Source organism: Niastella soli (genome assembly GCF_017742245.1).
Taxonomy (GTDB): domain Bacteria; phylum Bacteroidota; class Bacteroidia; order Chitinophagales; family Chitinophagaceae; genus Niastella; species Niastella soli.
Window position 1 is genome coordinate 294908 of sequence record NZ_JAGHKO010000010.1, and the last position, 24375, is coordinate 319282.

Consider the following 24375-nt stretch of genomic DNA (forward strand, 5'->3'; position numbering starts at 1 on the left):
AGCCGGAAGGGGTTGAAAAATATTACCACTTTATAGTTAGGCCAACACTAATTTATTAGCCTGTTTTTTTTCGAGGTATTCATCAAAGCTCATCAGTTTGTCGATGGCTCCGGTTGATGTAAGTTCAATGACGCGGTTGGCAACGGTTTGCATAAAGGTATGGTCATGCGATGACAGCATAACAATACCGGTAAAGTTGGTCATGCTTTCGTTGAACGACTGGATCGACTCCAGGTCAAGGTGGTTGGTAGGCTCATCGAGGATCACCACATTGGGGTCCTGCAACATCATACGGCTAACCATACACCGTACTTTTTCACCTCCACTCAAAACGCCTGTTTTCTTCATGATCTCGTCGCCGGTGAATAACATTTTACCCAGGAAGCCACGCAGGAACGGCTCATCCACATCAGTTACATGTGGCGGCACATATTGACGTAACCAATCCATCAGGTTCAGGTTGCCCTGTTCGGCAAAATATTTTGAGTTATCGTTTGGCAAATAGGCCTTTGTTACGGTCCCACCCCATTCGTATTTGCCGCTATCTGCAGTTTGTTCTCCATTGATGATCTCAAAGAAGGCGGTGATGGCCATATGGTCATCAGCAACAATAGCAACTTTATCACCCTTGTTCAAGGTAAAGCTGATGTCTTTGAAAAGCGGTTTACCTTCTACAGATTTTGACAGCTTTTCTACATTCAGGATCTGGTTACCAACTTCGCGTTGTTGTTTGAAAATGATACCGGGGTATTTTCTGTTTGAAGGCGTGATGTCTTCAATAACCAGTTTTTCGAGCGCTTTCTTACGGGAAGTAGCCTGTTTTGATTTGGAGGCATTGGCGCTAAACCGGGCGATGAACTCCATCAGGTCTTTACGCTTTTCTTCCATCTTCTTGTTCTTATCACCCAACTGACGGGCAGCCAACTGGCTACTTTCGTACCAGAAGGTATAGTTACCGGTGTAGATCTTAATCTTTTGACGGTCAACGTCGGCCACATGCGTACATACGGCATCGAGGAAGTGACGGTCGTGCGATACTACAATTACGATGTTCTCATATTCTGCCAGGAAGTTCTCAAGCCAGGAAATGGTCACCACATCGAGGTTGTTGGTAGGCTCATCGAGGATCAGGATGTCGGGGTTACCAAACAATGCCTGAACCAACAGTACCCGAACCTTCATAGCCCCACTGATATCTTTCATCAGCAACTGGTGCACTTCATCTTTAACCCCCAGTTCACTGAGCATGCTGGCTGCATCGCTTTCAGCGGTATAGCCACCCATTTCGCCAAACTCACCTTCCAGCTCACCAGCACGAATACCGTCTTCTTCGGTAAAATCGGCCTTGGCATAAATGGCATCACGCTCATGCATTACTTCCCACAACTTCTTATGCCCCATCATTACCGTATTCAAAACGGTACATTCGTCAAACTCAAAATGGTTCTGCTTCAACACAGCCATACGTTCGCCGGGTGTTATATCAACCGTCCCTTTATTAGGCTCAATTTCACCCGATAAAATTTTAAGGAAAGTAGACTTTCCGGCGCCATTGGCGCCAATTACACCGTAGCAATTGCCTTTACTAAAGGAAAGGTTTACCTCATCGAATAAAACCCGTTTTCCGAACGATAGGGTAACATTATTCACTGTAATCATACGTGCGCAAAAATTTTGAAGCGGCAAAGGTACGATAAACAATGGGGAATTGGGAATTATGAATTTTTATAGTACCAGATTACCCTTAAGGAACAATTTTATCGATAATTGCCTTAGCATCAACCACTAATACAGTACTATCCACCTTTTCGCCCGCACGGTCGTACTCCTCTTTACTGGGCCATTGCTTTACATAGAGATTTCTGCAAGCCTCCCTGTTGCCGGTTATTTCGTACACCAGCTCTTTACTAAGGTGATTTGGCACCCAAACAAAGAAACTGCTGGGCACGCCATATTCATCCATGGAGTAATTAATATGGTATTTGTTGGCCAAAATATCCTCGGGCGGCTGAATAAAATGAATGGTTGTCATTTTCGGGGTATAATGTTGGCGGTAGTAATCTTGAAATGCCGCCGTTTCTGCCACCTGCGGGCGTATAAATCCCTGGTAAGAATTAAAGCGGGCGCACCAAACAAAAAATACAAAAATGGCCAGGCCGCCTATCTGCAATATCCGCGTGTTTTTTATGTAATACAATGCCATTTCAAAACTAAAGATGAACACGACCAGGTTCAATGCAAACATTGTTCTGTTCGAAGCATAGTTTTCCTCTATCAGCAAACCGGGTAAATAAGATATAACCCCAAAACCAAACAGTACAATAGTCAGGTGTTTAACAGCTTGCCACCTTTTTTCTTTGCCAAACCTTTTAAATGTCAGCAACGCCAGGCTTACTACCGACAGTATATAGAATGCCAACGAAAAAAGGCTTCTTTCTTCAGTGAGCAGGGTAAACCGGAAGCTTCTTTCCAATGGCCGGGCCAAAAAGAACGCCAGCTTTATAAATGGATTTAAATACACTTTGTTGCGGGGGTCTTCCGGGATATCAGCCATGATAAGAAAGCTGGCTTTATATATAACAAAGTAAGCGGTATACACGGCAAAATGGATGATCGCCCCCCTTAACAGTACCTTGTCTTTATTTTTATTTAAGGGGTTAATGAAAAACAGTAAAAAGGGGATCAGAAAACAAGCCCATGAGCCCTGGTACAAAAAGAGGATTGGAACGCCTAATAGCAAGGCAAGAATACCGGCCCCCAGGTACTTTTTAATTTTAAAATCCTCAGAACGAAGACTGTTTATAACAATGGCCCCCGCCAGCACCGATGCAGTGTGTGAGATCCAAAACTGTAAACAGGTAGCCCATTGAACGGACAGTAAAAAAGAGGGGTTGGTTATCAGGTATAAACAGGTAAAAAAAGGCAGGTATTTATACTGCGGCACATTTTTCACTTCCCTGTTAATGATAACATACCAAATCGGTAAACACAGCATCCAGCCAAAGAGCGAGAACAATCGCATGTACATGATGCCATGTATGGAATCGATCATATTGAACAGCCAGCGCTGCAACGCTTCTGTTAAAAACCGGCCTTCATCTATGAACATATAAAAGCCAGGAACAGCCTTATATCCCCACAACTGTAAGGCCTCATCCATAAAAATGTAATCACTGTGAAAAAGTGGAAGAAAAATGAAAAGTAAACAAAGCAAGAGAATCCCTACCAGGTACAAATCTTTACGGTGCATACTTAGCAAGCTTTAATACGGACTACTTTCGTTAATGTCTGATTAACAATCGCCTTCTGGTTAACAATGATGTTGCGTATATAAAACCACTAATTATGACCTACCCCTATGTAATAGCAGGAATTCTTTTAATTTCAGCGAAAACCAATAATATTTTAAGAAGGGTCTAATTCATTTCTAATGTACTACTTAAATGTTGTTTTATGGATTTATGGCCTCTATCAGTGCTGGCATGTTCACCACCAGGGTGCTGTCGGTAACCCGTTCGCCAGAGTTGGTAAATGCGGCTTCATCCTTCCAGTATTTTATGGTCAACTGTTTGGCAGTTTCCCGGTTCCCTGTTTTTTCATATACCAGTTGCCGGGTCAACGGTTCGGGCACCCATATAAAAGCAGAGGAAGTGGACGGCACTCCAAATTCATCCATGGTCGCTTGAATATGGAACTCTTTTTTGAACGCCTCTCTCGACGACATAATGAAGTATACCGTGGTGATGTTCTTATTATAATGCTGGTGTACGTAGTTTTTAACTGCCATGTATTCTTTGTGCACAGGTTGTAAAAACACCTTATTGAAGTTATACCAGCTGCTTACAATTAATATACCTGCAACGATCCCGGCAATTGCCAGGCGTGCCTGTTTGTTTTTTACGAGATACAAAACCATTTCGGCGCAAATGATAAATACGCACAAGTCGAGCGCAACCATGGTCCTGTTGGAGGGATAATTTTCCTTTACCACCATAGACACCAGAAAGGATAGTACCAATGCCATCCCTGCAAATGCAATATGTTTCACCGCCAATCCCCTGTTCTTTTTCCCAAACCGGATAAAGGCCAGGACCATCCAAGCCAACATCATTGCCTTGCCAACGAACCAGGACAATTTACGATCCTCATTCACGATAATGTTGAACCAGAAAGACCGTTCAAGTGGTTGCGCAATAAAATAGGTTATTTTACCCAACGGGTCTTTAGTAATACCAGACCTGGGATCGCTGCCAAGATGTGCGATCACCAGTGAAAGCTTGAATAAAACGAAATAAAGGGCATACAGCGCAAAATAGAACGCTATTCCTTTTATGAACACCGCGTCTTTACGGGTGGAAAATGCGCAGATATAATGCAACAAAAACGGGATCACAAAGCAGCCAACCCCGCTTTGATAAGCAAACAACGATATCAGTCCAGCCACGATAGCACCAAGGGCCGGGCGTACAGGTACAGACCAAAAATTTTCTTTATCCCTGATAGCCAGGTACCAGATGGCGCCAGATAATAACCCCGCCGTATTGGCAATGGCCATTTCAACACAGGAGGCCCATTGCACTATTATTGAAAATTGCAAACTGGTAACCAGGAACAGGCAGGTAAAAAAAGGCAGGTATTCATAAACAGCATCCTTGGCCACTACCCGTTTTATTATAACATACCATACCGGTATACAAACCAACCACATGGCCAGGGAAAATATCCTGATGAAGGTTATTTCGCGAATGGAATCAATTGCTGCAAACGATTTGGAGACCATCCATTCCGTGATCCATCTCCCCTGAATCCCAAACATCCGATAATTGCTTCCAGGCCTGTAATTCCAGAGCTGATCAGTTTCGTCTGTGTAAGCATATTCAGTAAAAAAAAGAGGATAAAATATAAGGAGCACAACAAGGAACAAAAAGCTCAACAGGTAGATATCTTTCCGCTTAAGACCCGTCATATGGATGGCTATTGGTATTTAATTAAAAAAGGATACAAAAATAGTAAAGTACAGGTTTAACGGTTTGTTTGACCAGTTAACAGGACAGATTCGTTGCAAGCAGGAAAAAAAATAAGGCTGATAAGCTGACATGTATACACTACATGGCAGCCTATCAACCCTATCAACCTTTCTTGTTAGAACCTATTTTTCTTCGGTTAAACCGGCGATTATATATTCTTTATTGAGGCGCGAAATATTTGTAACAGAGATCTCTTTCGGACAAACCGCTTCGCAAGCTTCGGTAAAGGTGCAGGAACCAAATCCTTCTTTATCCATTTGCTGAACCATGTTCAATACGCGTGATTTGCGTTCAGGTTCACCCTGTGGCAACAATGCCAGGTGCGATACTTTAGCCGAAAGGAATAACATAGCTGAACTGTTCTTACAGGCGGCTACGCAGGCACCGCAACCAATACAGGCAGCAGCAGCGAATGCAGCATCAGCTTTATCTTTCTCGATGAGCATGGCGTTGGCATCAACGGCATTCCCGGTATTTACAGAAATATATCCACCAGCCTGTACTATGCGATCGAATGCGGTGCGGTCAACAACCAAGTCTTTTATAACCGGGAAGCTGTTTGCACGCCAGGGTTCTACTACAATGGTATCGCCATCTTTATAGGCACGCATGTGCAACTGGCAGGTTGTATTTGCTTGCCAGGGACCATGGGGGCGGCCATTAATGTACATGGAGCATGCACCGCAAATGCCTTCGCGGCAATCGTGGTCAAATGCAATAGGGTCTTTTCCTTCTTTTATCAGTCGCTCATTCAGCACATCAATCATTTCCAAAAAAGACATTTCTGAGGAAATGTCGCTTACCTGGTAAGTCTCAAATCTGCCTTGCTCCTTGCTACTCTTTTGTCTCCAGACTTTCAGCGTAAGATTCATATTATAGTGCTCCATTATATAAACGTGTTAATTAGGGAATTTAAAATTTATTTATAACTGCGCTGAGTTGGTTTTGCTACTTCAAAATTCAACGCTTCCGGGTGCAATTGCCAGTCGCTTTCGCCTTTGAATTCCCAGGCAGATACATAGCTGAACTGGGCATCGTTACGAGCAGCTTCGCCTTCATCGGTTTGTGACTCTTCACGGAAGTGGCCACCACAGCTTTCCTTGCGGTTAAGCGCATCTTTACACATCAATTCACCCAGCTCAATAAAGTCAGCGACGCGGTTGGCTTTATCCAGCTCGGGGTTCATTTCACTGATACCACCGGGGATACGCACATCGCTCCAGAATTCTTTTTTCAGCTGTTGAATTTCAACGATGGCTTCCTGCAGCCCTTTCTCATTACGGGCCATACCGCATTTATCCCACATGATCTTTCCAAGACGTTTATGGAAACTTTCTACTGATTGCGATCCTTTGATGTTCATCAGTTTTTCTATGCGGTCGCGAACATCTTTTTCTGTTTTTACGAATTCCGGATGGTCCAATGAAATGGCTTTGGTAGAGATTTCATCAGCCAGGTAGTTACCAATGGTATAAGGAATTACAAAGTAACCATCGGCCAGCCCCTGCATCAGGGCAGAGGCACCCAGGCGGTTAGCACCGTGATCGCTGAAGTTGGCTTCACCCAGTGCATACAAACCAGGCACGGTTGTCATCAGTTCATAGTCAACCCACAAACCACCCATGGTGTAGTGCACCGCAGGGTAAATACGCATAGGTACTTCGTATGGGTTTTCACCGGTAATCTTTTCATACATATCGAACAGGTTACCGTATTTCTCTTTTACCACATCCAGACCATGTTTGCGGATCACTTCAGCAGAAGGATTGCTGATACCCAGCTTACCGCACTCGATCTTACCATAACGCTCGATGGCGTTGGCGTAATCGAGGTAAACGGCCTGTTTGGATGAACCTACGCCATAACCGGCATCGCAACGCTCTTTGGCAGCGCGGCTGGCCACGTCGCGTGGTACCAGGTTACCGAAGGCGGGATATCTTCTTTCGAGGTAATAATCTCTTTCTTCTTCAGGGATCTCGTTTGGTTTGCGGTTATCACCCTGTTTTTTGGGCACCCAAATACGGCCATCGTTACGCAGTGATTCAGACATCAGCGTCAGTTTCGACTGGTGATCACCACTCACAGGAATACAGGTGGGGTGAATTTGGGTATAGCAGGGGTTGCCAAAATAAGCGCCTTTGCGGTGTGCTTTCCAGGCAGCGGTTACGTTGCTACCCATGGCGTTCGTACTTAAATAAAATACGTTACCATAACCACCGGAACATAACAATACGGCATGTCCGAAATGGCGTTCCAGCTCACCAGTGATCAGATTACGAACAACGATACCGCGGCATTTGGCTTCGCCTACTTCATTACCGGCTTTGTCTTTGTCCTTGATCAATACCACGTCCAGCATTTCGTGACGGGTATACATGGTTACGTTACCCAAGGCTACCTGGCGTTCGAGGGCCTGGTAAGCGCCAATCAACAGCTGCTGACCGGTTTGGCCGGCGGCATAGAAAGTACGTTGTACCTGTGTACCACCAAATGAACGGTTGCTGAGCAAGCCACCATATTCGCGGGCAAGGGGAACACCCTGGGCCACACACTGGTCAATAATGTTAGCGCTCACTTCAGCCAGGCGGTGTACGTTGGCCTCACGGGCGCGGTAGTCACCACCTTTAATAGTATCGTAGAACAAACGGAAAACGGAGTCACCGTCGTTTTGATAGTTCTTTGCAGCATTAATACCACCCTGTGCGGCAATGGAGTGCGCACGGCGGGGAGAATCCTGAAAACAAAATGCTTTTACTTTATATCCCAGTTCGCCTAAGGAGGCAGCAGCAGAAGCACCGGCCAGTCCGGTTCCCACGATGATCACTTCCAGCTTGCGTTTATTAGCAGGGTTTACCAGTTTGCAATGTCCCTTATAATCAGTCCACTTCAGATCTAACTGCCCGGCGGGAATTTTTGAATTAAGCATATCTAAAATTTCTTGTTTTTAAATTTCGTGAACGAACACCGATCGTGATCGGGAGGTCAATGGTTGAATGAATGAACGTCTTAACTATTGTTCTTAATTATTGTTCACCCAACCATAATAGATACTGATGGGCATCAATGCAAATACAACTGAGATGAAAATAGAGAAAAAGATACCTGCGCCTTTAGCCATGGCAACGTATTTCTTGTTATGCACGCCCACAGTTCTGAATGAACTCTGGAAACCATGCAACAGGTGCCAGCACAATGAAAAACATCCCAACAGGTAAATAACTACCACCCAGCCCGATGAAAATACCACTAACATTTTGGTGAATACATCGTGAATGGGAGCGCCATTATTGTAAGTTACTTCGCCCAGTGTAGTGGCATAAGTAATACGGGAAGGGATCCAGAAGTCTTGAATATGAATAATAAGGAAGAGCAGAATGAGGGTGCCCAGCAAACCCATTGATTTTCTGTACCAGGCGCTGCCTTTGCTGCCCATAGCTACCTGATAACCTTGTTTGCGGCGGGCGCGGTTTTTAAACTCGAGCATATAGCCCTGGATGATGTGCAGGAAAAAACCTAAGAACAGGCCAATTTCCATAATGCGGATAACATAGGACGCACCCATAAAATGGGCCGCTTTGTTAAACATTTCACCGTTGTCATTTGAATCAACCAGATCGGCCCAAATACAGGCATTGATCCCGGCGTGAACAATCAGAAACGAGATCAGGAACAGCCCGGTAAATGCCATTACTAACTTTTTACCTACCGAAGACGTGAAGAACTCAGACCATTTCATGCGAAAATGAATTAATTGATACGATAGTCCACACTGCAAGCCTGCCAGCAAACAGTGATCGCGCCCGACAAAATTATCATTGCCCTCTATCTATAATGAAATTTGCCAAGGACGTTTCATCTGAAAAAAGGTTAAGGGCGCAGGTATTGATCATACTTTTTGAAAGGGTATAACACACCTGCATTAGATTGAGATAGGTTAAAGAACAAAGAGCTTTTTAAAATCCATCGCTGTAAGCAGCCATTAAATTTGCCGCAAATTTAACGCAGCAAGCTTAAAAATCAACACCCTGTTAAAATTTTCCTGTAAAACACTCCTTTCTAACCAGTTCTTTCACCCAGAAATAATGATTTTCATAAAGTAAAATACTTAGGCGGTTTTAACGTTACGGTGGTATAAAAGATTGAGATTCGGACTCATTTTGTTAAATTCCCTATCTTTAGCCCCTTTTAAATCTACTTAATGAAACAGGAAGAGGATTTTGAAGCCAACTTAGCAGGCGAAGACGGTACCGGTGAAGAAACCAAGAGAAGCTGGTTCAAACGCATTAAGAAAGGTATCACAACCAGTACCGCTGAAAAGAAAGAAACACCGGAAGGTTTATGGAGCAAATGCCCCGAGTGTGGCTATATATGCACCATGACCGAACTCAGGGAGAACTTATTTGTTTGCCCTAAATGCACCCACCACCACCGGATCGGTAGTGCCGAATATTTTGAAATTCTTTTTGACGACAATAAATTCGAGGTGCTCTTTGAGAACATCCGTTCCAAAGACCATTTGCACTTTACCGATTTGAAGAATTATGGAAAACGTCTGGAAGAAATTTGGTCAAAGACCGATATTACCGACTCCATTCGTATTGGGAAAGGGAATTTAAAAGGAATACCATTTGTGGTAGGCTGTATGGATTTTGAGTTCATCGGCGGCTCCCTGGGTAGTGTAATGGGTGAACGGATAGCCCGCGCTATTGACGTTTGCATAGAAGAGAAAATACCCCTGATGATCATTTGTAAATCAGGTGGCGCCCGGATGATGGAAAGCGCCTATTCGCTGATGCAGCTGGCGAAGGTATCTGGCAAATTATCGCAGTTAACAGATGCAAAAATTCCTTATATCTCCTTACAAACCGATCCATCGTTTGGTGGTATCTCGGCTTCGTTTGGAATGCTCGGTGATCTGAATATTGCCGAACCAGGCGCCCTGATCGGTTTTGCCGGTCCGCGGGTAATTAAGGAAACTATTAAAAAAGATTTACCGGAAGGATTTCAACGAAGCGAGTTCTTACTGGAACATGGCTTCCTGGACTTTATTGTTCCACGGAAAGAATTGAAGGAAAAACTGGCTACCGTTTTATCCATGTTTAAAAATTAATACGAAGTAAGAAGTAAGAGGTAGGAAGTAAGAAATGTACTAATTCCGGGCAGCCGACAATTGTCGATGTTTCCGAATGACAGATTTCTACATCCTACTTCATACTTCTTACTTCCTACCTCGAATTCCAATGGCAGATATCAGGAACCGCTCGGCTTATCACGATTATTTCATCGAAGACAAATACGATGCGGGCATGGTATTGATTGGCTCGGAAGTGAAAGCACTGCGCGACGGACGTGCCAGCTTCAACGACAGCTATTGCATTTTTCATAAAGGCGAATTGTGGATCAAAAGCCTGCACATTGGCCAGTATTCCCATAGCTCACTGTACTTTCACGACGCTACCCGGGAACGCAAATTGCTTTTAACAAAAAAGGAGTTGCGTAAACTGGAAGCCAAGATCAAAGAGAAAGGTTTCACTATAATTCCCCTGCGTATTTTCTTTAATGAGCGTGGATTTGTGAAAATGGAAATTGGCCTTGGCAAAGGGAAGAAGAATTACGACAAACGCGAGACAATTAAGGCTAGAGATACGGATAGGGAGATGAAGCGTTATTTGAAGTAGAGTTGACCAGGTAACCAGTTGACCAGTTGACGCCGGTCTGCCGACTGCCCCCCATTAACCACAGACGCCCCATAGTATAAATACTAAACCACTACTAACTTTTCCACACAGTTTCCCAATTGCTCTGAGAATTGAAAACTGCGATATATTTTTGTACCGAGGCATCATATACTTGTTATAGCACACCTTTAATCGTATCCTTCCGAACAATATCCATTGAAAAAACACCCACCCAGGAACAAGCCATAGGCCGCTTAGAAAAGCGTTAAGTACCCATACACTGGCATACACTTAACGGGCGTATTTCGTATTAAAGAATTTTATTGTATGGCTTGATTTTTCTACTTAAATTAACATATGCTACGCATTATTTTGGTTCTCTTATTATTGGTGACCGGCGGGGTTGCTTTTTCCCAATCAATATCGGGCTCCTGGTATGGTAAAGCTGATATTGTAGGGCAAGGCGTTTACAATAACTATCTTACTGAATTGGTTTTAAAACAAAAGGGCAGCCAGGTAGAAGGCGTTTTTGGCTATTATTTTAAAGATACCTACCAAAGCTTTTTTGTTCGTGGCACCTACGATAAGGATACCCGGCAGGTAAGTATTAAAAATTTACCCATGTTGTTCTATGGCTCCCGCAATACACAGACCGGGGCAGAATGTATGATGGATTTTGAAGGCACTTTGCGGGTAAGCCAGGTAAAAAGCACCATGAATGGCTCGTTTTTGACCATTGATAAATACAAATATACCTGCCCCGAAATGCGGGTGAACTTTACCATGGACGTGGCTACCAAAAACCTTGATAGCATGCTGAGCAGCAGTATTGTAGGAAAACGGTACTGGATGCCGCAACGGGAAGATGTGGTGGTAAAGAACAACATTCCGGTTGTAAACAGTGTCCCTGCAGCCGGTACAGCCAGTATTGCCCCGGTAAAGATCACCGACAGCGCTATCGACGCATATAGTGAACGCAACCTGGTGGCTCAATTCAGCCGCAGAAAGATCATTTATACAAAGGAACTGGAAATAGGCAGCGATTCCATTCGGATCAGCCTGTACGACAATGGTGAAATTGACGGCGATACCGTAACCGTTTTCCTCAACGGCCAACCGGTTATAACACACCAGGAGCTTACCGCCCGGGCCGTGAATATTTACCTTACACTCGATAACAGCAAGGATGTAAATGAGGTGAGTTTGTTTGCAGAAAACCTCGGCCGCATCCCACCCAATACCGCTTTAATGGTAGTTACCGATGGCATTTCCCGTTTTGAGGTTTTCCTTTCGAGTTCTTTTACCCAGAACGCTACGGTGCGGATCAAAAAACGAATCTCGCGACATTAGCTCCTTATGGCAATGGGCAATGGGCAGTAGGCAATGGGAAAATACAGCTGAAAGCCGAAGGCTAATATATAAAGTAAAACGCTGAACGTTGGTTATACGTTCAGCGTTTTACTTTATATACCTTTTAATTTCAGTCTTTTTCATTCTCCCCGTCCCCTGCTCGCAGTCCGCGGATGGCTAAAGCTTTAGAGAAGGCCCGCCTTGGCCAACGGGCTTTTCCTATTGCCCATTGCCCATAGCCTTGTATTTAGAACAGTTCCGGTTGTTCCGGATCTTCTTTTTGTTCTTTCATTGTCCATTCAAATTCGGTGCTCTTACTGAAGTCGGCCAGTTTTGTACCCACCGCTTTCCAGCCCATTACCTCCACCATATCGGCAATCTTGATCTTCTGGGTACGCACCTGGGCGCCCCGGCCTGTCTTGATCTGCACAATTGGTTCAGGATGCGTGGTCACTGCATCCAGGTAATTGCCATCACCTTCCTTGATCAACATGAATTTGTTACGTAAGGTTGTGGTCTCCACCTTAAACCTTTTTACGTTAAACTGCTGTTTATCGTTATCGAGGTAAATGGCAGTAACTGTTTTCTCCGGATTGAACTTCTCGATCTCGATCACTTTTTCGGTATCGAACTTCTGCGTCAACTCCTGATCGGTGATCTCATAGTTGCCATCCTTATAAACCACGAAGATCTTGTCATCGGGTTGGAAACTACCGAGGTACTCCCCTTTCGACTCTGTATTCAACCGGCCGAACTGATCATCGAACCACAGCTTTTTACCACCGAGGGTTGATTTACCAGCTTCTTTGAATTTAACCGATTTAACCCTGAACTTGGTTACCTGGTTACCGAGACTTTGACGGGCCTTGATCTCCAGTTCTTCAAAGTAAAAATCAAACTCTTTTTTACGTGCCGTACTGTTGGGGTCCAGTGCCACTTTCACTACTTCCGCTTCCCCATTAGGGTTGGCGCTGAAGTAATGCACCTTGGCTTTCTCAGCACCTTTGTTGGTGAGGTCATATTCTTTATCGCGGGTAATACCTACTACATTAAAACGCTTGGCGTAAGTAATGCCGGTTTTACCATCAACATAGATCATGTTATAGGTGGTGCGCTCATCGTTCTTCTGGAAAACTGCAACGTGTATGATGTCTTTGCCAATAAAGGCTTTATCCGACACCTTCACTATTTTCATTTTACCTGAACGGGTAAAAGCAATAATATCATCGAGTGAAGAACAATCGGCAACAAACTCATCTTTCTTTAAACCGCTACCAATGAAACCATCGGCCCGGTTCACGTAGATCTTGGTATTGGCGATGGCCACCTGTTTGGCCTGAATGGCTTCAAACAGTTTGATCTCGGTTTTACGCTCCCGGCCCTTGCCATATTTCTGCAGCAGGTTTTCGTAATAGGCTACAGCAAAATCAACCAGGTTATTCAGATCGTGTTTAACCTGTTTGATCTCTTTATCAAGGCCTTTTATCTGTGCATCCAGCTCGTCAATATCCAGTTTGTAGATACGGCGAACCGGCTTCTCGGTCAGCTTTACAATATCTTCCCGGGTAATATCGCGGCGAAGTTGTTTGCGGAAAGGTTTGAACGCCTCTGTAATGCCATCCAGTACTTTTTCCCAGGTAGCATAGCGTTTCTCCAGTTCTTTATAGATCTTTTCTTCAAAGAAGATCTTTTCGAGTGAAGTATAATGCCATTTCTCCTGCAGCTCGGCCAGCTTTATTTCCAACTCGCGCTTCAACAGCTCTTTGGTATTTTCAGCCGAAATGCGCAGCAGTTCATGAATGCTGATGAAGGTTGGCTTTTTATCAACGATCACGCAGGCATTGGGCGAAATGCTCACTTCACAATCAGTGAACGCATACAGGGCGTCGATGGTAATGTCTGGCGAAATACCCGGCGCCAGGTCGATCAATACTTCTACTTCAGCAGCGGTGTTGTCCGTTACTTTTTTGATCTTGATCTTGCCCTGGTCGTTTGCTTTCACAATAGAATCCATCAACTGGGTGGTGGTAACCCCATATGGAACGTCGCGAATGGCCAGTGTTTTCTTGTCTACTTCCTCAATATGCGCGCGTACCCGCACTTTACCGCCGCGTTTACCTTCGTTGTAGTTGGTAACGTCTATCATCCCGGCGGTTTGAAAATCGGGCACCAGCTCGAATTTCTTACCCCGCAGGTATTTGATGGCGGCTTCTATGATCTCACAAAAGTTGTGTGGTAATATTTTGGTGGCCAAACCAACCGCAATACCTTCTGCGCCATGGGCCAGCAGTAAGGGGAATTTCATGGGCAGTGCTACCGGTTCGTTTTTACGACCATCATAACTTACGGCCCATTCGGTGGTTTTGGCATTAAAGGCAACTTCCAGCGCAAAGCGGCTCAGCCTTGCTTCAATATAACGGGCAGCGGCAGCATCATCACCCGTACGCACATCACCCCAGTTACCCTGGGTCTCAATGAGCAGGTCTTTCTGTCCCATGTTCACCAACGCATCGCCAATACTGGCGTCGCCATGGGGATGGTATTGCATACTTTGCCCAATGATGTTGGCCACTTTGTTAAAACGGCCATCATCCATCTCTTTCATTGCATACAGGATACGGCGTTGTACGGGTTTTAATCCGTCTTCCACAGCCGGCACGGCTCTTTCAAGGATCACATACGAGGCGTAGTCAAGGAACCAGGTTTTATATTGGCCAGCTACCCCAGAATCGCCTTGTTGTAAAAAACTATTGTCTTTACTTTTTGCCATAATTAGTTTAATACTATTGATTCAAAATCTTCGACAAACTATTTTTGATTCTTATTTATAATCTTCCTTATGCTTCCCTATTAATCCCAAATGTGTGTTTTGAAAACTATCCGGATATTTCAATCCATATCCTAACATCCTATCCAAACTGGAATGACCCAATAAGATCAAACCAATCAATTGCACCACTTCGTTATTCAAATACAACCCCGCAACATACATTACTATGGCAACTGCCTTATGATGAAAGAAGTTGTACGTCATAGCGCCAACACGGGTGTTTACTAAATACCCCAACGCACTAATATCAGGGGTAAGGATCAGCACCAGGTACCACCACCAGGCAAAAGATAATTTACCAAAAAGAAAAATACTCAAGCCAAACATTGCTGCTTCTTCGAGTGCAACTATTCTTTTCATAGGGTTTCTATTGCGGTGTTCCTTCCGTAACAGCTGCGGCCTGTGCCGATTTGCCTTTCACTTCAAAATCTTTCATCCCTTTCAGTTCTCCCTGTACATCATAATTGCCACCAGCAATCAGTTGCTTCAGGCGCCACAAGGCGTACGCATCGCCTGTTGTTTGCTTACTCTTGTTCAGGAAGTTGTTAATGATCTTATTGGCTTTTTGCCAGTCGTTGGTGATATATTTCTTTAATTCTTCGTCGTAAAAATCATACTCTTTCTGCCCCAGTTTTTTACCCCCTTCCAGTAAACGAACGCCCTTGTCTTCATTTTGCAGCCGGGTCCATTCATCGGGGTCCACCTCAAATTCGCTGAGTGTTATTGGGCGGGCTAATTTCTTGGCCTTCAAAAACTCTTTGGGTGGGATCTGGCTCAGCCATTCAGGATAAAAGATCAACCCTTTTTCATTGATGAAAGGCAGGTTATTCAGGTACAGAATATACAGTTTTCCCTGAAAATCTTTTAACTGGCTCATAAGCCAGTAATAACCGCTTACATCATGTTTATTCTGGGCTGCCCAGATGTATACTTTTTCATCGGGGGCCAACGCCAGTTTTACAATCAGATCAACCACGATCTGCATATCATCCACCTCGAACATATCTACTTTCCCGTCGTAATCGCCACCGGCCAACACCTCACGCCACCATTGTTTACGGGCCTCTATCCCTTCCTCTTCGTAGATATCCTTAATGGGACCAACCGCATAATCGTCTTTTATCAGGAGCACATCGCCCTGTAATGTTTCATCGAGCTCGATGGCTTTCTTCAACACTTCAACATCCGGCTCGTTAAAAACTATATGAATCATGTTCTAAAAACTTTATTCGGTCTAAAATAGAAACCCCTGGAACCTGAAACCTGTAACTATTTCTCAGTTGCAGCAGCTTCATCTGCCAGATCTAATTCTACGCGCAGGTTATCGATAATAAACTCCTGCCGCTCCTGGGTGTTCTTACCCATATAGTATTCCAGTAATTGCTGAACGTGGTCGCCCTGTTCAATGATCACTGGTTGTTTGCGCATTTCGGGTCCAATAAAGCGGGCAAACTCTTCCGGTGAAATTTCACCCAGTCCTTTAAAGCGGGTGATCTCCGGCTTGCCGCCCAGCTTTTTAATAGCTACCTGTTTTTCCGCCTCATCGTAACAATAGAAAGTTTGCTTTTTATCGCGTACGCGGAATAAAGGCGTTTCCAGAATGTATACGTGACCATTCTTCACCAGGTCTGGGAAGAACTGCAGGAAGAAGGTCATCATCAACAGGCGGATGTGCATGCCATCCACATCGGCATCTGTTGCAATAACAATGTTGTTATAGCGCAGGCCTTCGTAACCTTCTTCAATATTCAGGGCGTGTTGTAACAGGTTGAATTCCTCATTCTCATACACCACTTTTTTGGTGAGGGCAAAACAGTTCAACGGTTTACCCCGTAAACTGAACACGGCCTGTGTTTCCACATTACGCGATTTGGTAATGGACCCGCTGGCCGAGTCACCCTCAGTAATAAAGATGGTGCTTTCCTTTGCCTTCTCCATGATCGATTCCTTATCGCGGCCAGTAGGCTCATCGTTATGGTGATAGCGGCAATCGCGCAATTTACGGTTGTGCAGGTTCGCTTTTTTGGCGCGTTCGTTAGCCAGCTTTTTAATACCGGCCAGTTCCTTACGTTCGCGTTCGCTTTGCTCAATCCGCTTTTTCAGGGAATCAGCTACCGTTGGGTTCCGGTGCAGGTAGTTATCGAGCTCTTTCGACATAAACTCACCCACAAAGTTCTTCATGGAGGGGCCGCCTTCATACACTACCTGTGAACCCAGTTTGGTTTTTGTTTGCGATTCAAACACCGGCTCCTGCACACGCACCGAAACGGCAGCGCAAATGCTGGCCCTGATGTCGGCCGCATCATAATCTTTTTTATAAAAATCACGCAGAGTTTTAACCACCGCCTCACGGAAGGCCGCCAGGTGGGTCCCCCCCTGTGTTGTATACTGACCGTTTACAAATGAATAATATTCCTCCCCGTATTGGTTCTCGTGCGTAAGGGCTACTTCAATATCTTCGCCTTTGAGGTGAATGATGGGATAGCGCAGCTCATCCTCGTTTGTTTTACGCTGTAACAGATCGAGCAGGCCGTTCTTACTAACGTACTTTTTGCCGTTGAAGTTCATTACCAACCCGGCATTCAGGTAACAGTAGTTCCACAGCTGGCTATCGAGGTATTCATGTATATAATGGAAGTTCTTGAATACCGTTTCATCGGGAATGAAAGTAACCATGGTACCGTTACCTTCGGTAGTTTTGTTTTCCTTGTGTTCTTTGGTAAGTACGCCGCGCTCAAACTCGGCTGTTTTTTCCTTGCCCTCGCGGTAAGCTGTTACTTTAAAGTAGGTGCTCAAAGCATTCACCGCTTTGGTACCCACCCCATTCAAACCCACGCTTTTCTGGAACGCTTTACTGTCATATTTGGCGCCGGTGTTGATCTTGCTCACTACTTCCACCACTTTACCCAACGGAATACCACGACCGTAATCGCGCACAGTAACCGATTTTTCGTTGATGGAAATATCTACCTGTTTACCATGACCCATGGTATATTCATCGATACAGTTATCGATCACCTCTTTGATCAACACGTAAATACCGTCATCGGGACTGGAACCATCGCCCAGCTTACCGATATACATACCCGGCCGAAGGCGGATGTGCTCCCGCCAGTCAAGCGATTTAATCGAGTCTTCGGTATAATCAAACAAGTCGTTTTTTTCTGTCTTTGCCATGTTTATACGGATATGTCTTTTTCGTAAAATGTTCATTCCCGACAAGTCGGGACTCGCCAGGATGCTCGGGTCAATGGTTCCGGATTTGAGCCAGCCATCCTTCTAATATTAATTTTTTTCCATGTTTCGGCATCCCGCAAGCCTCAGATCAGTTGATCCGGACAATCCGCAGATAATCCATAAAACATTGAAAATAAATGGTGTAACTTTTTAATTGTGGTAATTCCCGCCCCTCTTTTCAGCCAAACCGGCCCACAATCTACAAATCGTACACCAAAAAACGCCTGAACGGGCAAATATAGCCAAATGAGGGCAACCGTTTTTTTATTGAGTTATTAACTATTGTGGAAAATTTTAAAAAGAAAGTCACAATACCCTCTCCGGCTATTGCTATAAGGGCAGCTACACTTACCTGATCCCCACAGGATATATATCCCCTATCCAGGTTGGATTGTAGTATGTTAAACATTTGACTTACAGTATTTAGCATCATATTCCACAGATATCCCGTATCTATTAAGGAACGGGACATCTTCGGGATATCTACGGGTCATATACGGGATATGTACGGGATATCTATACTAATACACTGAATAAGAGATAGTTCCAACTACCCTTTTGATAGGTGAACAGTTCTGCTTTACCAGACCTCCGTATCATCAATTACTATGATTTATTGGCTGTATTTTCGAATTAACCCATTAAGTTGCAGTCGATTCCCGTTTAATTTTGATTTATATGAGTACAGCACTGGCCCAACTAACCGATGTTTCGGTGACCTTTAATGCCATTGAGATCTTAAAAAACATCCATTTAACCATTCAGTCCGGCGAACAATGGGCCATTGTAGGCAAATCGGGAAGTGGGAAAACCACCCTGGCCCAGGCACTTGCAGGAAGCGCTTTTCACAATGGTACTATTGCGTTCCACCTGCCCAATCACACCCATGCCAACCGCATTTTGCTTATAGAACAGCAACACCACTTTAAGAACCGCTCCAATACCAGCGATTTCTATTATCAGCAACGGTATAACTCCTCCGATTCGGAGGATGCCATTACCGTGCAGGAGGTGTTGCAGCCATTTTTAAACGGCAAGCCCGGCACCAACTGGATAGAACAACTGCACCTGACCCATGTGTTGGCCGAGCCGCTGATCCAGTTATCGAATGGGGAGAACAAACGGCTGCAACTGGCCAAAGCCCTGTTTCTTGACCCGGCCGTACTTATAATGGACAATCCATTTGTTGGGTTGGATGTGGAAGGCCGGCAGAGCCTCCATCGCATTCTGGACTCGATTGTGGCCAGCGGTATTTCCATTATCCTGATCACTCCGCCACAGGACCTGCCCAACTGTATCACGCATGTGGCCGTGCTGGAAAATGGCCAACTGGTTTCGGCGGGTAAAAGATCAGCTACCCCGCAGCAAACCACCGCAGCTGTTCACCCCCTGCCTGTGGAGATCATACAAAAATTAAAAGGTGCAGGTGAAAACAATCATTTTACCACAGCGGTGAAAATGGTGGATGTGACTATTAAATATGGAGAAAGAACTATTCTGCAAAACATAAACTGGGAAGTTAAAAAGGGCGAATGCTGGAGCATTTCAGGCCCTAACGGTGCCGGCAAAAGCACGTTGTTAAGCCTGGTAACGGCCGATAACCCCCAGGCCTATGCCAACGAGCTGTATTTATTTGATCAGCGCCGGGGCAGTGGGGAAAGTATTTGGGACATCAAACGCCGCATTGGTTTTGTTTCGCCCGAACTGCATTTGTATTTTGACCGTGGCACCTCCTGTTTTGATGTAATTGCCTCCGGCTTATTTGATACCATCGGGTTGTTCAGACAAATTTCAACAGCCCAACAGGAGCAGGTACAAAACTGGATAACCTTACTGCAATTACAAAACCTGCAGCGCCGACCGCTTTTTCAGCTCTCATTAGGCCAGCAACGTATGGTGTTACTGGCCAGGGCTTTGGTAAAGAACCCGCCCCTGTTAATATTGGATGAACCCACCCAGGGGCTCGATGATGAACAGATCAGTTATTTTAAAACGTTGATCAACCAGTTGTGCAAAACATTCAATACTACCCTGCTGTATGTGAGTCATTATAGTAAAGACCTGCCGGATTGTATTACAAAGGCTGCGTTTTTGGAGAGTGGGAAGATGACGGTGAGAGCAGTAGGTAATGGGAAATAGGCAATGGCCAAGAGGGAAGGCAGACGTCCAACTCTATCAACTTTTATTCCTGGTCAACTGATCAACTGGTCAACGTCCTACGATACACTATATAAAAAGAAAGTGCCACGACATCCTTACGGAAGCGCGGCACTTTTATATCAATTGCTAACTGCCTATAGTTTCATCACCTTTCGGGTGATCACTTTATCGCCCAGCACTATCTGCACCATATAAACGCCCCTTTGCATACCGGTTAAATCGAATGTATACCCGCTACCGCCAGCAGCATTCAACTGGGCCGAAGCCACCCGGCTCCCCTGACTGTTAAATACGTTTATTCCTTTCACATAGTTGGGGTAAGGATAAAAGTATATGGTAAACTTGCCGGTAGTAGGATTTGGCGAAATAATAAATCCTTTTTCCTTTACCACCGAGCTTATAGCTAATGAATACACATTAATATCGTCGAGATATACATTATTCTCGTGCTGATTGGTATTGGCAAAAGCCAGTAATATTTGTCCGGCGTTGATGTACGGCGTTAGATTTACCGAATCTTTACGCCATTCGGTTGAAGTTGGTTTAAATGAAACCGAATCAGGTTTTAATTTGGTAAGCAGGTCTTTACCACCCTTCTTGTACAAACTGGTGAAAGTAGCGCCACAATCCTTGCTTACCAGTACTTCCAGCGTATCGAATGGATTGTTTGCGGTACCGGTATCGGTTACAGCTGCTGCAGCCACCTGAAAGGTCATGAAGGCTGAATCGGCCGTTGGTATATTAATCATGGGCAGGCGCAGGTAGTCTTTCATACCATTGGCCTTATAATCAAAGTTGCGCAATACAACAGAAGCGTTCCCGGTTTTAGCAGCCACAGTAGTTCTTTCCCAGGTTACATCTTTATCCGCATTCACAATATCCCACCCTACAGGAGGGAATGCGGTGTTCTCGAAGCTTTCTTTAAAAGGCGGGGTTAGCGCCTGATAATACTGGAAGGCTAATGTAATAAGGTTATTTGCTACATTTTCATCCGTGCCGCCATTGGGGTTCGAGATCACTACATTCAGGGTATGCGTACCTTCTGACGGTACGGTTACCGCACTCAATGTTACTTTGGTTTCTTTTAATGAAGCCAGTGATCCTGTCCAGGTAGTGGTAGAAGTAGCCCCGTTTTCGAGGGTTGCCTTAATAGTAAGCGCCGTTAAGGTTTGTGCACCCGTGTTTTTTAAGGTAATAACCGGTGAAAAGGTGGAGGTGCAAATACGTTGTAATGGCACATTGATGCTTTTAGCAGCCGCATCGAGGTTATAGGCCACAACGGGGTCAGCGCCATTAGAGGTAAGTAACGAAGGGCGGTCATCGCTTATACAGGTTTCCATGCGTGCTTTCTGGTCGAGGGTGAACATGACCATACAGGCATCATCGGTATAATCCATAAAATTCTGGTACATAACTCCTTTCGTTCCCACGCCACTGCAGTTATCAATATGGATGGAATCGCGCAAACAGCCAGAAGTATAGTTACCCTGCTCCGGAGTATCTGCGCAGTAGTCGGAGCCATTGCAACCCGTATCATCGCCCCAGATGTGGATCAGATTAAAGTAGTGGCCTGTTTCATGCACCAGGGTCCGGCCTAAACCATACACCCCGGGATTACCCGGTAAGGTGGTATACTTGATAACTACCCCATCTTCCGCAGCTTTTCCATAATTAGGGAAGGTGGAATAACCCAGGTAAGTTTGACTCAGGTCGGTGATCCATACATTAAAAAAACGGTTATGGTCCCAGGAGTCAGCGCCGCCGAGGGAAGTATATTTAACCCGGGTATCGTCTATGCTGAAATTATTAATGGATGTAGTTACCCGCTCTATACCATCGGAAGGTTCGTCGTTTGCGTTCCGCTGGGCCAATCTGAACTGGATATTAGGTTTGGCATAAACACCTTTAAACCAGGCTGGAATAAGGGTAGAATCGCCGTTCAGGCCTGCATAGTCTGTGTTCAACCGGTCAATCTGGGCCTGGACCTGGGCATCGGTAACCAGCAATGGGTTCCTCAATACAATATGAAATACAACAGGGATATAAATGGTAGTAGCTTCTACCCGTAACTGCTGAGCCTGGGCTTTTATTTTCACCGCGGCTTCCTGTAATTGTTGGTTTTGTAACTGAAATTTCGTTCTCAGGGAAGGATTACGTTTGAAGGTTTTCTCCATCAATGTCATAGATCCGCATCTTTCCTGGGCCATGCCCGAAGCGATCATTCCCATAATGCATACAAAACAGGCTAAAATTTTTCTCATCATACTGGTTGTTCCAATTACTTACGTAATATCCTTAAAAAATGTTGGTTTTCTGTTTTAAAAATAGATGTAAGCCAAAGTTTTATCGGTAAATCACCCCTATTTCCGGGACCACTCATAAAACGCCTGTTTTTACCTGCGTATTATTTCTCTTTTATAATTGATAATAAATTATTAACTCAAACCGGGGGTTATAAACAAATAGTGCGGGTAACAATAAATTGATGATTTTGGGCTATTGCTCCTTCAATTACTAACCAGGGTATACAAACGAAGATAGTGACTGTTGACATAATTCTACAAATAGTTAAAAAATAAATTATGCCACCGCCCCTATAAAGAATGTTAAAATAATTTATTATACCTATTCCTTTGTTCTGGCATAGTACTTGTCATCCCTTACACGTTCACCGATGATAAATCATCTTTCCATCCTTGATTATAGGTCTTGTAGCTGAAGAAATTGTAACCATTTTGTTTAACCTATAATTTTTTTGAGTTATGAAAAATGCCAAGATGAGTATGGCAGCAATAGCTTTCGCTGCCGCCGGATTATTCGCTTTCAATGCTGTTAGAGTGGGTTCTGTAAAAGGAACAGTGAATCCGGCAGATGCTGCTGTAAGAGCATGGGCGCTGTCGGCTACCGACACTTTAAAAGCAGAGATCAATAAGGGAACGTTTGAGATCATGGATGCGAAACCAGGCACTTACCGCGTAATTATTGAAGCCAAGCCACCGTATAAAAACGCCGCTAAAGATGGTGTAACTGTAACTGATGGGCAGGCAACTGATATCGGCGAAATAAAACTGGAGCAATAACGCTTTTCAGCATTTAGTTGAAGATATTAGCATTACAGAAGAAATGTCTACTGTTAGCCGGTAGACATTTTTTTTATTTCACGCTAATACTGCATCAATTAAATGACTTCCTGTACTCCAACGGTGATAAAGTTGTTTTTTGCTTGAATAGTTTATTAAACGATTGCGGGCGTTCAAATCCTAATTGATAAGCTATTTCAGCCACCGACAGATTACTATGACTTAAAATTTCCTTTGCCTTTTCAATTATTTTATTGTGAATGTGTTGCTGCGTATTCTGTCCTGTAAGTGACCGTAGCATATCACTTAAATAACCGGGTGACACATGTAATTTCGTGGCAAGCTCCTGTACAGAAGGCAAGCCTTTCATTACAGCCGTTTGATCATTAAAATGATCATTCAGGCAATCATCTAATTTTGCCAGCAAGTCGTTATTCACCGCTTTGCGGGTTATAAATTGGCGTTTGTAAAAACGATTGCTATAGTTTAACAACAGTTCTATCTGCGATACCATAATATCCTGGCTAAAATCGTCAATATTGGTATCCAGCTCACTGTTCATATTGCTGAAGATGCCCTCAATCACCTCTTTTTCTTTCTCCGACAAATGCAAGGCTTCGTGAATAGTGTACGAAAAGAAACCGTAATTTTTGATCTGTTGCCCCAATGGATAATTCCTGATAAATTCGGGATGAAAGAGTAAGGTCTTGCCCATATATTCGGTATCATCGGCAACGGCCATCACCTGACCGGGAGCAGTAAATACCAGGCTTCCTTCTTCAAAATCGTAATAGTTCTGACCATATTTTATCCGCCCCTGCATTTTTTCCTTAAAGGATATTTTATAGAAATCAAAAATGAAAGCCGCGGGCAGGCGGTCTTTTTCAACCTTAATGGCCGTATTGTCTATAAGGCTTATCAACGGGTGCAGGGGTTTTGGCAACTCCAGCACCCGGTGTAAAGCAGTGATAGCATTATATTTTTGCGGACTGTTATCTTCCTTTTTCACTGTA

General features: G+C 44.3%; 17 protein-coding genes. 5 read left to right on the plus strand and 12 right to left on the minus strand.

The window, feature by feature from the left end; translation table 11 throughout:
* Positions 1–36: 36 nt before the first annotated feature.
* From J7I42_RS25520 to J7I42_RS25545, 6 genes are all read right to left on the minus strand, one after another.
* On the minus strand, positions 37–1659 hold the full coding sequence (locus J7I42_RS25520) for an ABC-F family ATP-binding cassette domain-containing protein (RefSeq protein WP_209141715.1): 1623 nt from the start codon (positions 1657–1659) through the stop codon (positions 37–39).
* An 85-nt stretch (positions 1660–1744) separates the two neighbouring features.
* Complete coding sequence (locus tag J7I42_RS25525) at positions 1745–3250, minus strand: hypothetical protein (RefSeq protein WP_209141716.1); 1506 nt, start codon at positions 3248–3250, stop codon at positions 1745–1747.
* Between the two features lie 201 nt (positions 3251–3451).
* Entirely contained in the window at positions 3452–4966 is a 1515-nt protein-coding gene (locus J7I42_RS25530) for a hypothetical protein (RefSeq protein ID WP_209141717.1), read from the minus strand.
* 183 nt (positions 4967–5149) lie between these two features.
* On the minus strand, positions 5150–5914 hold the full coding sequence (locus tag J7I42_RS25535) for a succinate dehydrogenase/fumarate reductase iron-sulfur subunit (protein WP_236065580.1): 765 nt from the start codon (positions 5912–5914) through the stop codon (positions 5150–5152).
* A 32-nt stretch (positions 5915–5946) separates the two neighbouring features.
* Positions 5947–7953, minus strand: a complete 2007-nt coding sequence (locus J7I42_RS25540; protein ID WP_209141718.1) for a fumarate reductase/succinate dehydrogenase flavoprotein subunit — start codon at positions 7951–7953, stop codon at positions 5947–5949.
* Positions 7954–8046: 93 nt separating this feature from the next.
* Positions 8047–8763, minus strand: a complete 717-nt coding sequence (locus tag J7I42_RS25545) for a succinate dehydrogenase cytochrome b subunit (RefSeq protein WP_209141719.1) — start codon at positions 8761–8763, stop codon at positions 8047–8049.
* A gap of 462 nt (positions 8764–9225) precedes the next feature.
* Here J7I42_RS25545 and accD point away from each other — a divergent pair, with 462 nt between their 5' ends.
* The 3 genes from accD to J7I42_RS25560 all read left to right on the plus strand — a co-directional run bounded on the left by accD (position 9226) and on the right by J7I42_RS25560 (position 12055).
* Positions 9226–10137, plus strand: coding sequence for an acetyl-CoA carboxylase, carboxyltransferase subunit beta (accD, locus tag J7I42_RS25550; protein WP_209141720.1), 912 nt, complete (start codon positions 9226–9228; stop codon positions 10135–10137).
* 130 nt (positions 10138–10267) lie between these two features.
* A complete protein-coding gene (gene smpB / locus J7I42_RS25555; RefSeq protein ID WP_209141721.1) occupies positions 10268–10705 on the plus strand; it encodes an SsrA-binding protein SmpB in 438 nt (145 codons plus the stop codon).
* Between the two features lie 357 nt (positions 10706–11062).
* Positions 11063–12055 (plus strand): hypothetical protein, encoded by a 993-nt coding sequence (locus J7I42_RS25560; protein ID WP_209141722.1) that lies wholly within the window; start codon positions 11063–11065, stop codon positions 12053–12055.
* Positions 12056–12302: 247 nt separating this feature from the next.
* Here the strand turns inward: J7I42_RS25560 and J7I42_RS25565 are convergent, their stop codons facing one another.
* The 4 genes from J7I42_RS25565 to J7I42_RS25580 are packed head-to-tail and all read right to left on the minus strand — an operon-like array spanning position 12303 to position 18062.
* The gene (locus tag J7I42_RS25565; RefSeq protein ID WP_209141723.1) at positions 12303–14825 is read right to left on the minus strand and encodes a DNA gyrase/topoisomerase IV subunit A; all 2523 of its coding nucleotides are present in this window, start codon (positions 14823–14825) and stop codon (positions 12303–12305) included.
* Between the two features lie 51 nt (positions 14826–14876).
* Complete coding sequence (locus J7I42_RS25570; RefSeq protein WP_209141724.1) at positions 14877–15245, minus strand: DUF4260 domain-containing protein; 369 nt, start codon at positions 15243–15245, stop codon at positions 14877–14879.
* Between the two features lie 7 nt (positions 15246–15252).
* On the minus strand, positions 15253–16098 hold the full coding sequence (locus J7I42_RS25575; protein WP_209141725.1) for a DUF1835 domain-containing protein: 846 nt from the start codon (positions 16096–16098) through the stop codon (positions 15253–15255).
* 56 nt (positions 16099–16154) lie between these two features.
* Positions 16155–18062, minus strand: a complete 1908-nt coding sequence (locus J7I42_RS25580; protein ID WP_209141726.1) for a DNA topoisomerase IV subunit B — start codon at positions 18060–18062, stop codon at positions 16155–16157.
* Positions 18063–18800: 738 nt separating this feature from the next.
* Here J7I42_RS25580 and J7I42_RS25585 point away from each other — a divergent pair.
* Positions 18801–20261, plus strand: coding sequence for an ATP-binding cassette domain-containing protein (locus J7I42_RS25585; RefSeq protein WP_209141727.1), 1461 nt, complete (start codon positions 18801–18803; stop codon positions 20259–20261).
* A gap of 155 nt (positions 20262–20416) precedes the next feature.
* Here J7I42_RS25585 and J7I42_RS25590 read toward each other — a convergent pair whose 3' ends face one another.
* Positions 20417–22543 (minus strand): M43 family zinc metalloprotease, encoded by a 2127-nt coding sequence (locus J7I42_RS25590; RefSeq protein ID WP_209141728.1) that lies wholly within the window; start codon positions 22541–22543, stop codon positions 20417–20419.
* A 501-nt stretch (positions 22544–23044) separates the two neighbouring features.
* Between J7I42_RS25590 and J7I42_RS25595 the strand changes: the two genes are divergently transcribed.
* Complete coding sequence (locus J7I42_RS25595) at positions 23045–23362, plus strand: peptidase associated/transthyretin-like domain-containing protein (RefSeq protein ID WP_209141729.1); 318 nt, start codon at positions 23045–23047, stop codon at positions 23360–23362.
* A gap of 94 nt (positions 23363–23456) precedes the next feature.
* Here the strand turns inward: J7I42_RS25595 and J7I42_RS25600 are convergent, their stop codons facing one another.
* The gene (locus tag J7I42_RS25600) at positions 23457–24371 is read right to left on the minus strand and encodes a helix-turn-helix domain-containing protein (RefSeq protein ID WP_209141730.1); all 915 of its coding nucleotides are present in this window, start codon (positions 24369–24371) and stop codon (positions 23457–23459) included.
* Between the last annotated feature and the right edge of the window lie 4 nt (positions 24372–24375).

Excerpts from the sequence above, each read along its gene's own strand:
- J7I42_RS25520 (WP_209141715.1), bottom strand. The coding sequence starts at position 1,659 with ATGATTACAGTGAATAATGTTACCCTATCGTTCGGAAAACGGGTTTTA.
- J7I42_RS25525 (WP_209141716.1), bottom strand. The coding sequence starts at position 3,250 with ATGCACCGTAAAGATTTGTACCTGGTAGGGATTCTCTTGCTTTGTTTA.
- J7I42_RS25530 (WP_209141717.1), bottom strand. The coding sequence starts at position 4,966 with ATGACGGGTCTTAAGCGGAAAGATATCTACCTGTTGAGCTTTTTGTTC.
- J7I42_RS25535 (WP_236065580.1), bottom strand. The coding sequence starts at position 5,914 with ATGGAGCACTATAATATGAATCTTACGCTGAAAGTCTGGAGACAAAAG.
- J7I42_RS25540 (WP_209141718.1), bottom strand. The coding sequence starts at position 7,953 with ATGCTTAATTCAAAAATTCCCGCCGGGCAGTTAGATCTGAAGTGGACT.
- J7I42_RS25545 (WP_209141719.1), bottom strand. The coding sequence starts at position 8,763 with ATGAAATGGTCTGAGTTCTTCACGTCTTCGGTAGGTAAAAAGTTAGTA.
- accD (WP_209141720.1), top strand. The coding sequence starts at position 9,226 with ATGAAACAGGAAGAGGATTTTGAAGCCAACTTAGCAGGCGAAGACGGT.
- smpB (WP_209141721.1), top strand. The coding sequence starts at position 10,268 with ATGGCAGATATCAGGAACCGCTCGGCTTATCACGATTATTTCATCGAA.
- J7I42_RS25560 (WP_209141722.1), top strand. The coding sequence starts at position 11,063 with ATGCTACGCATTATTTTGGTTCTCTTATTATTGGTGACCGGCGGGGTT.
- J7I42_RS25565 (WP_209141723.1), bottom strand. The coding sequence starts at position 14,825 with ATGGCAAAAAGTAAAGACAATAGTTTTTTACAACAAGGCGATTCTGGG.
- J7I42_RS25570 (WP_209141724.1), bottom strand. The coding sequence starts at position 15,245 with ATGAAAAGAATAGTTGCACTCGAAGAAGCAGCAATGTTTGGCTTGAGT.
- J7I42_RS25575 (WP_209141725.1), bottom strand. The coding sequence starts at position 16,098 with ATGATTCATATAGTTTTTAACGAGCCGGATGTTGAAGTGTTGAAGAAA.
- J7I42_RS25580 (WP_209141726.1), bottom strand. The coding sequence starts at position 18,062 with ATGGCAAAGACAGAAAAAAACGACTTGTTTGATTATACCGAAGACTCG.
- J7I42_RS25585 (WP_209141727.1), top strand. The coding sequence starts at position 18,801 with ATGAGTACAGCACTGGCCCAACTAACCGATGTTTCGGTGACCTTTAAT.
- J7I42_RS25590 (WP_209141728.1), bottom strand. The coding sequence starts at position 22,543 with ATGAGAAAAATTTTAGCCTGTTTTGTATGCATTATGGGAATGATCGCT.
- J7I42_RS25595 (WP_209141729.1), top strand. The coding sequence starts at position 23,045 with ATGAAAAATGCCAAGATGAGTATGGCAGCAATAGCTTTCGCTGCCGCC.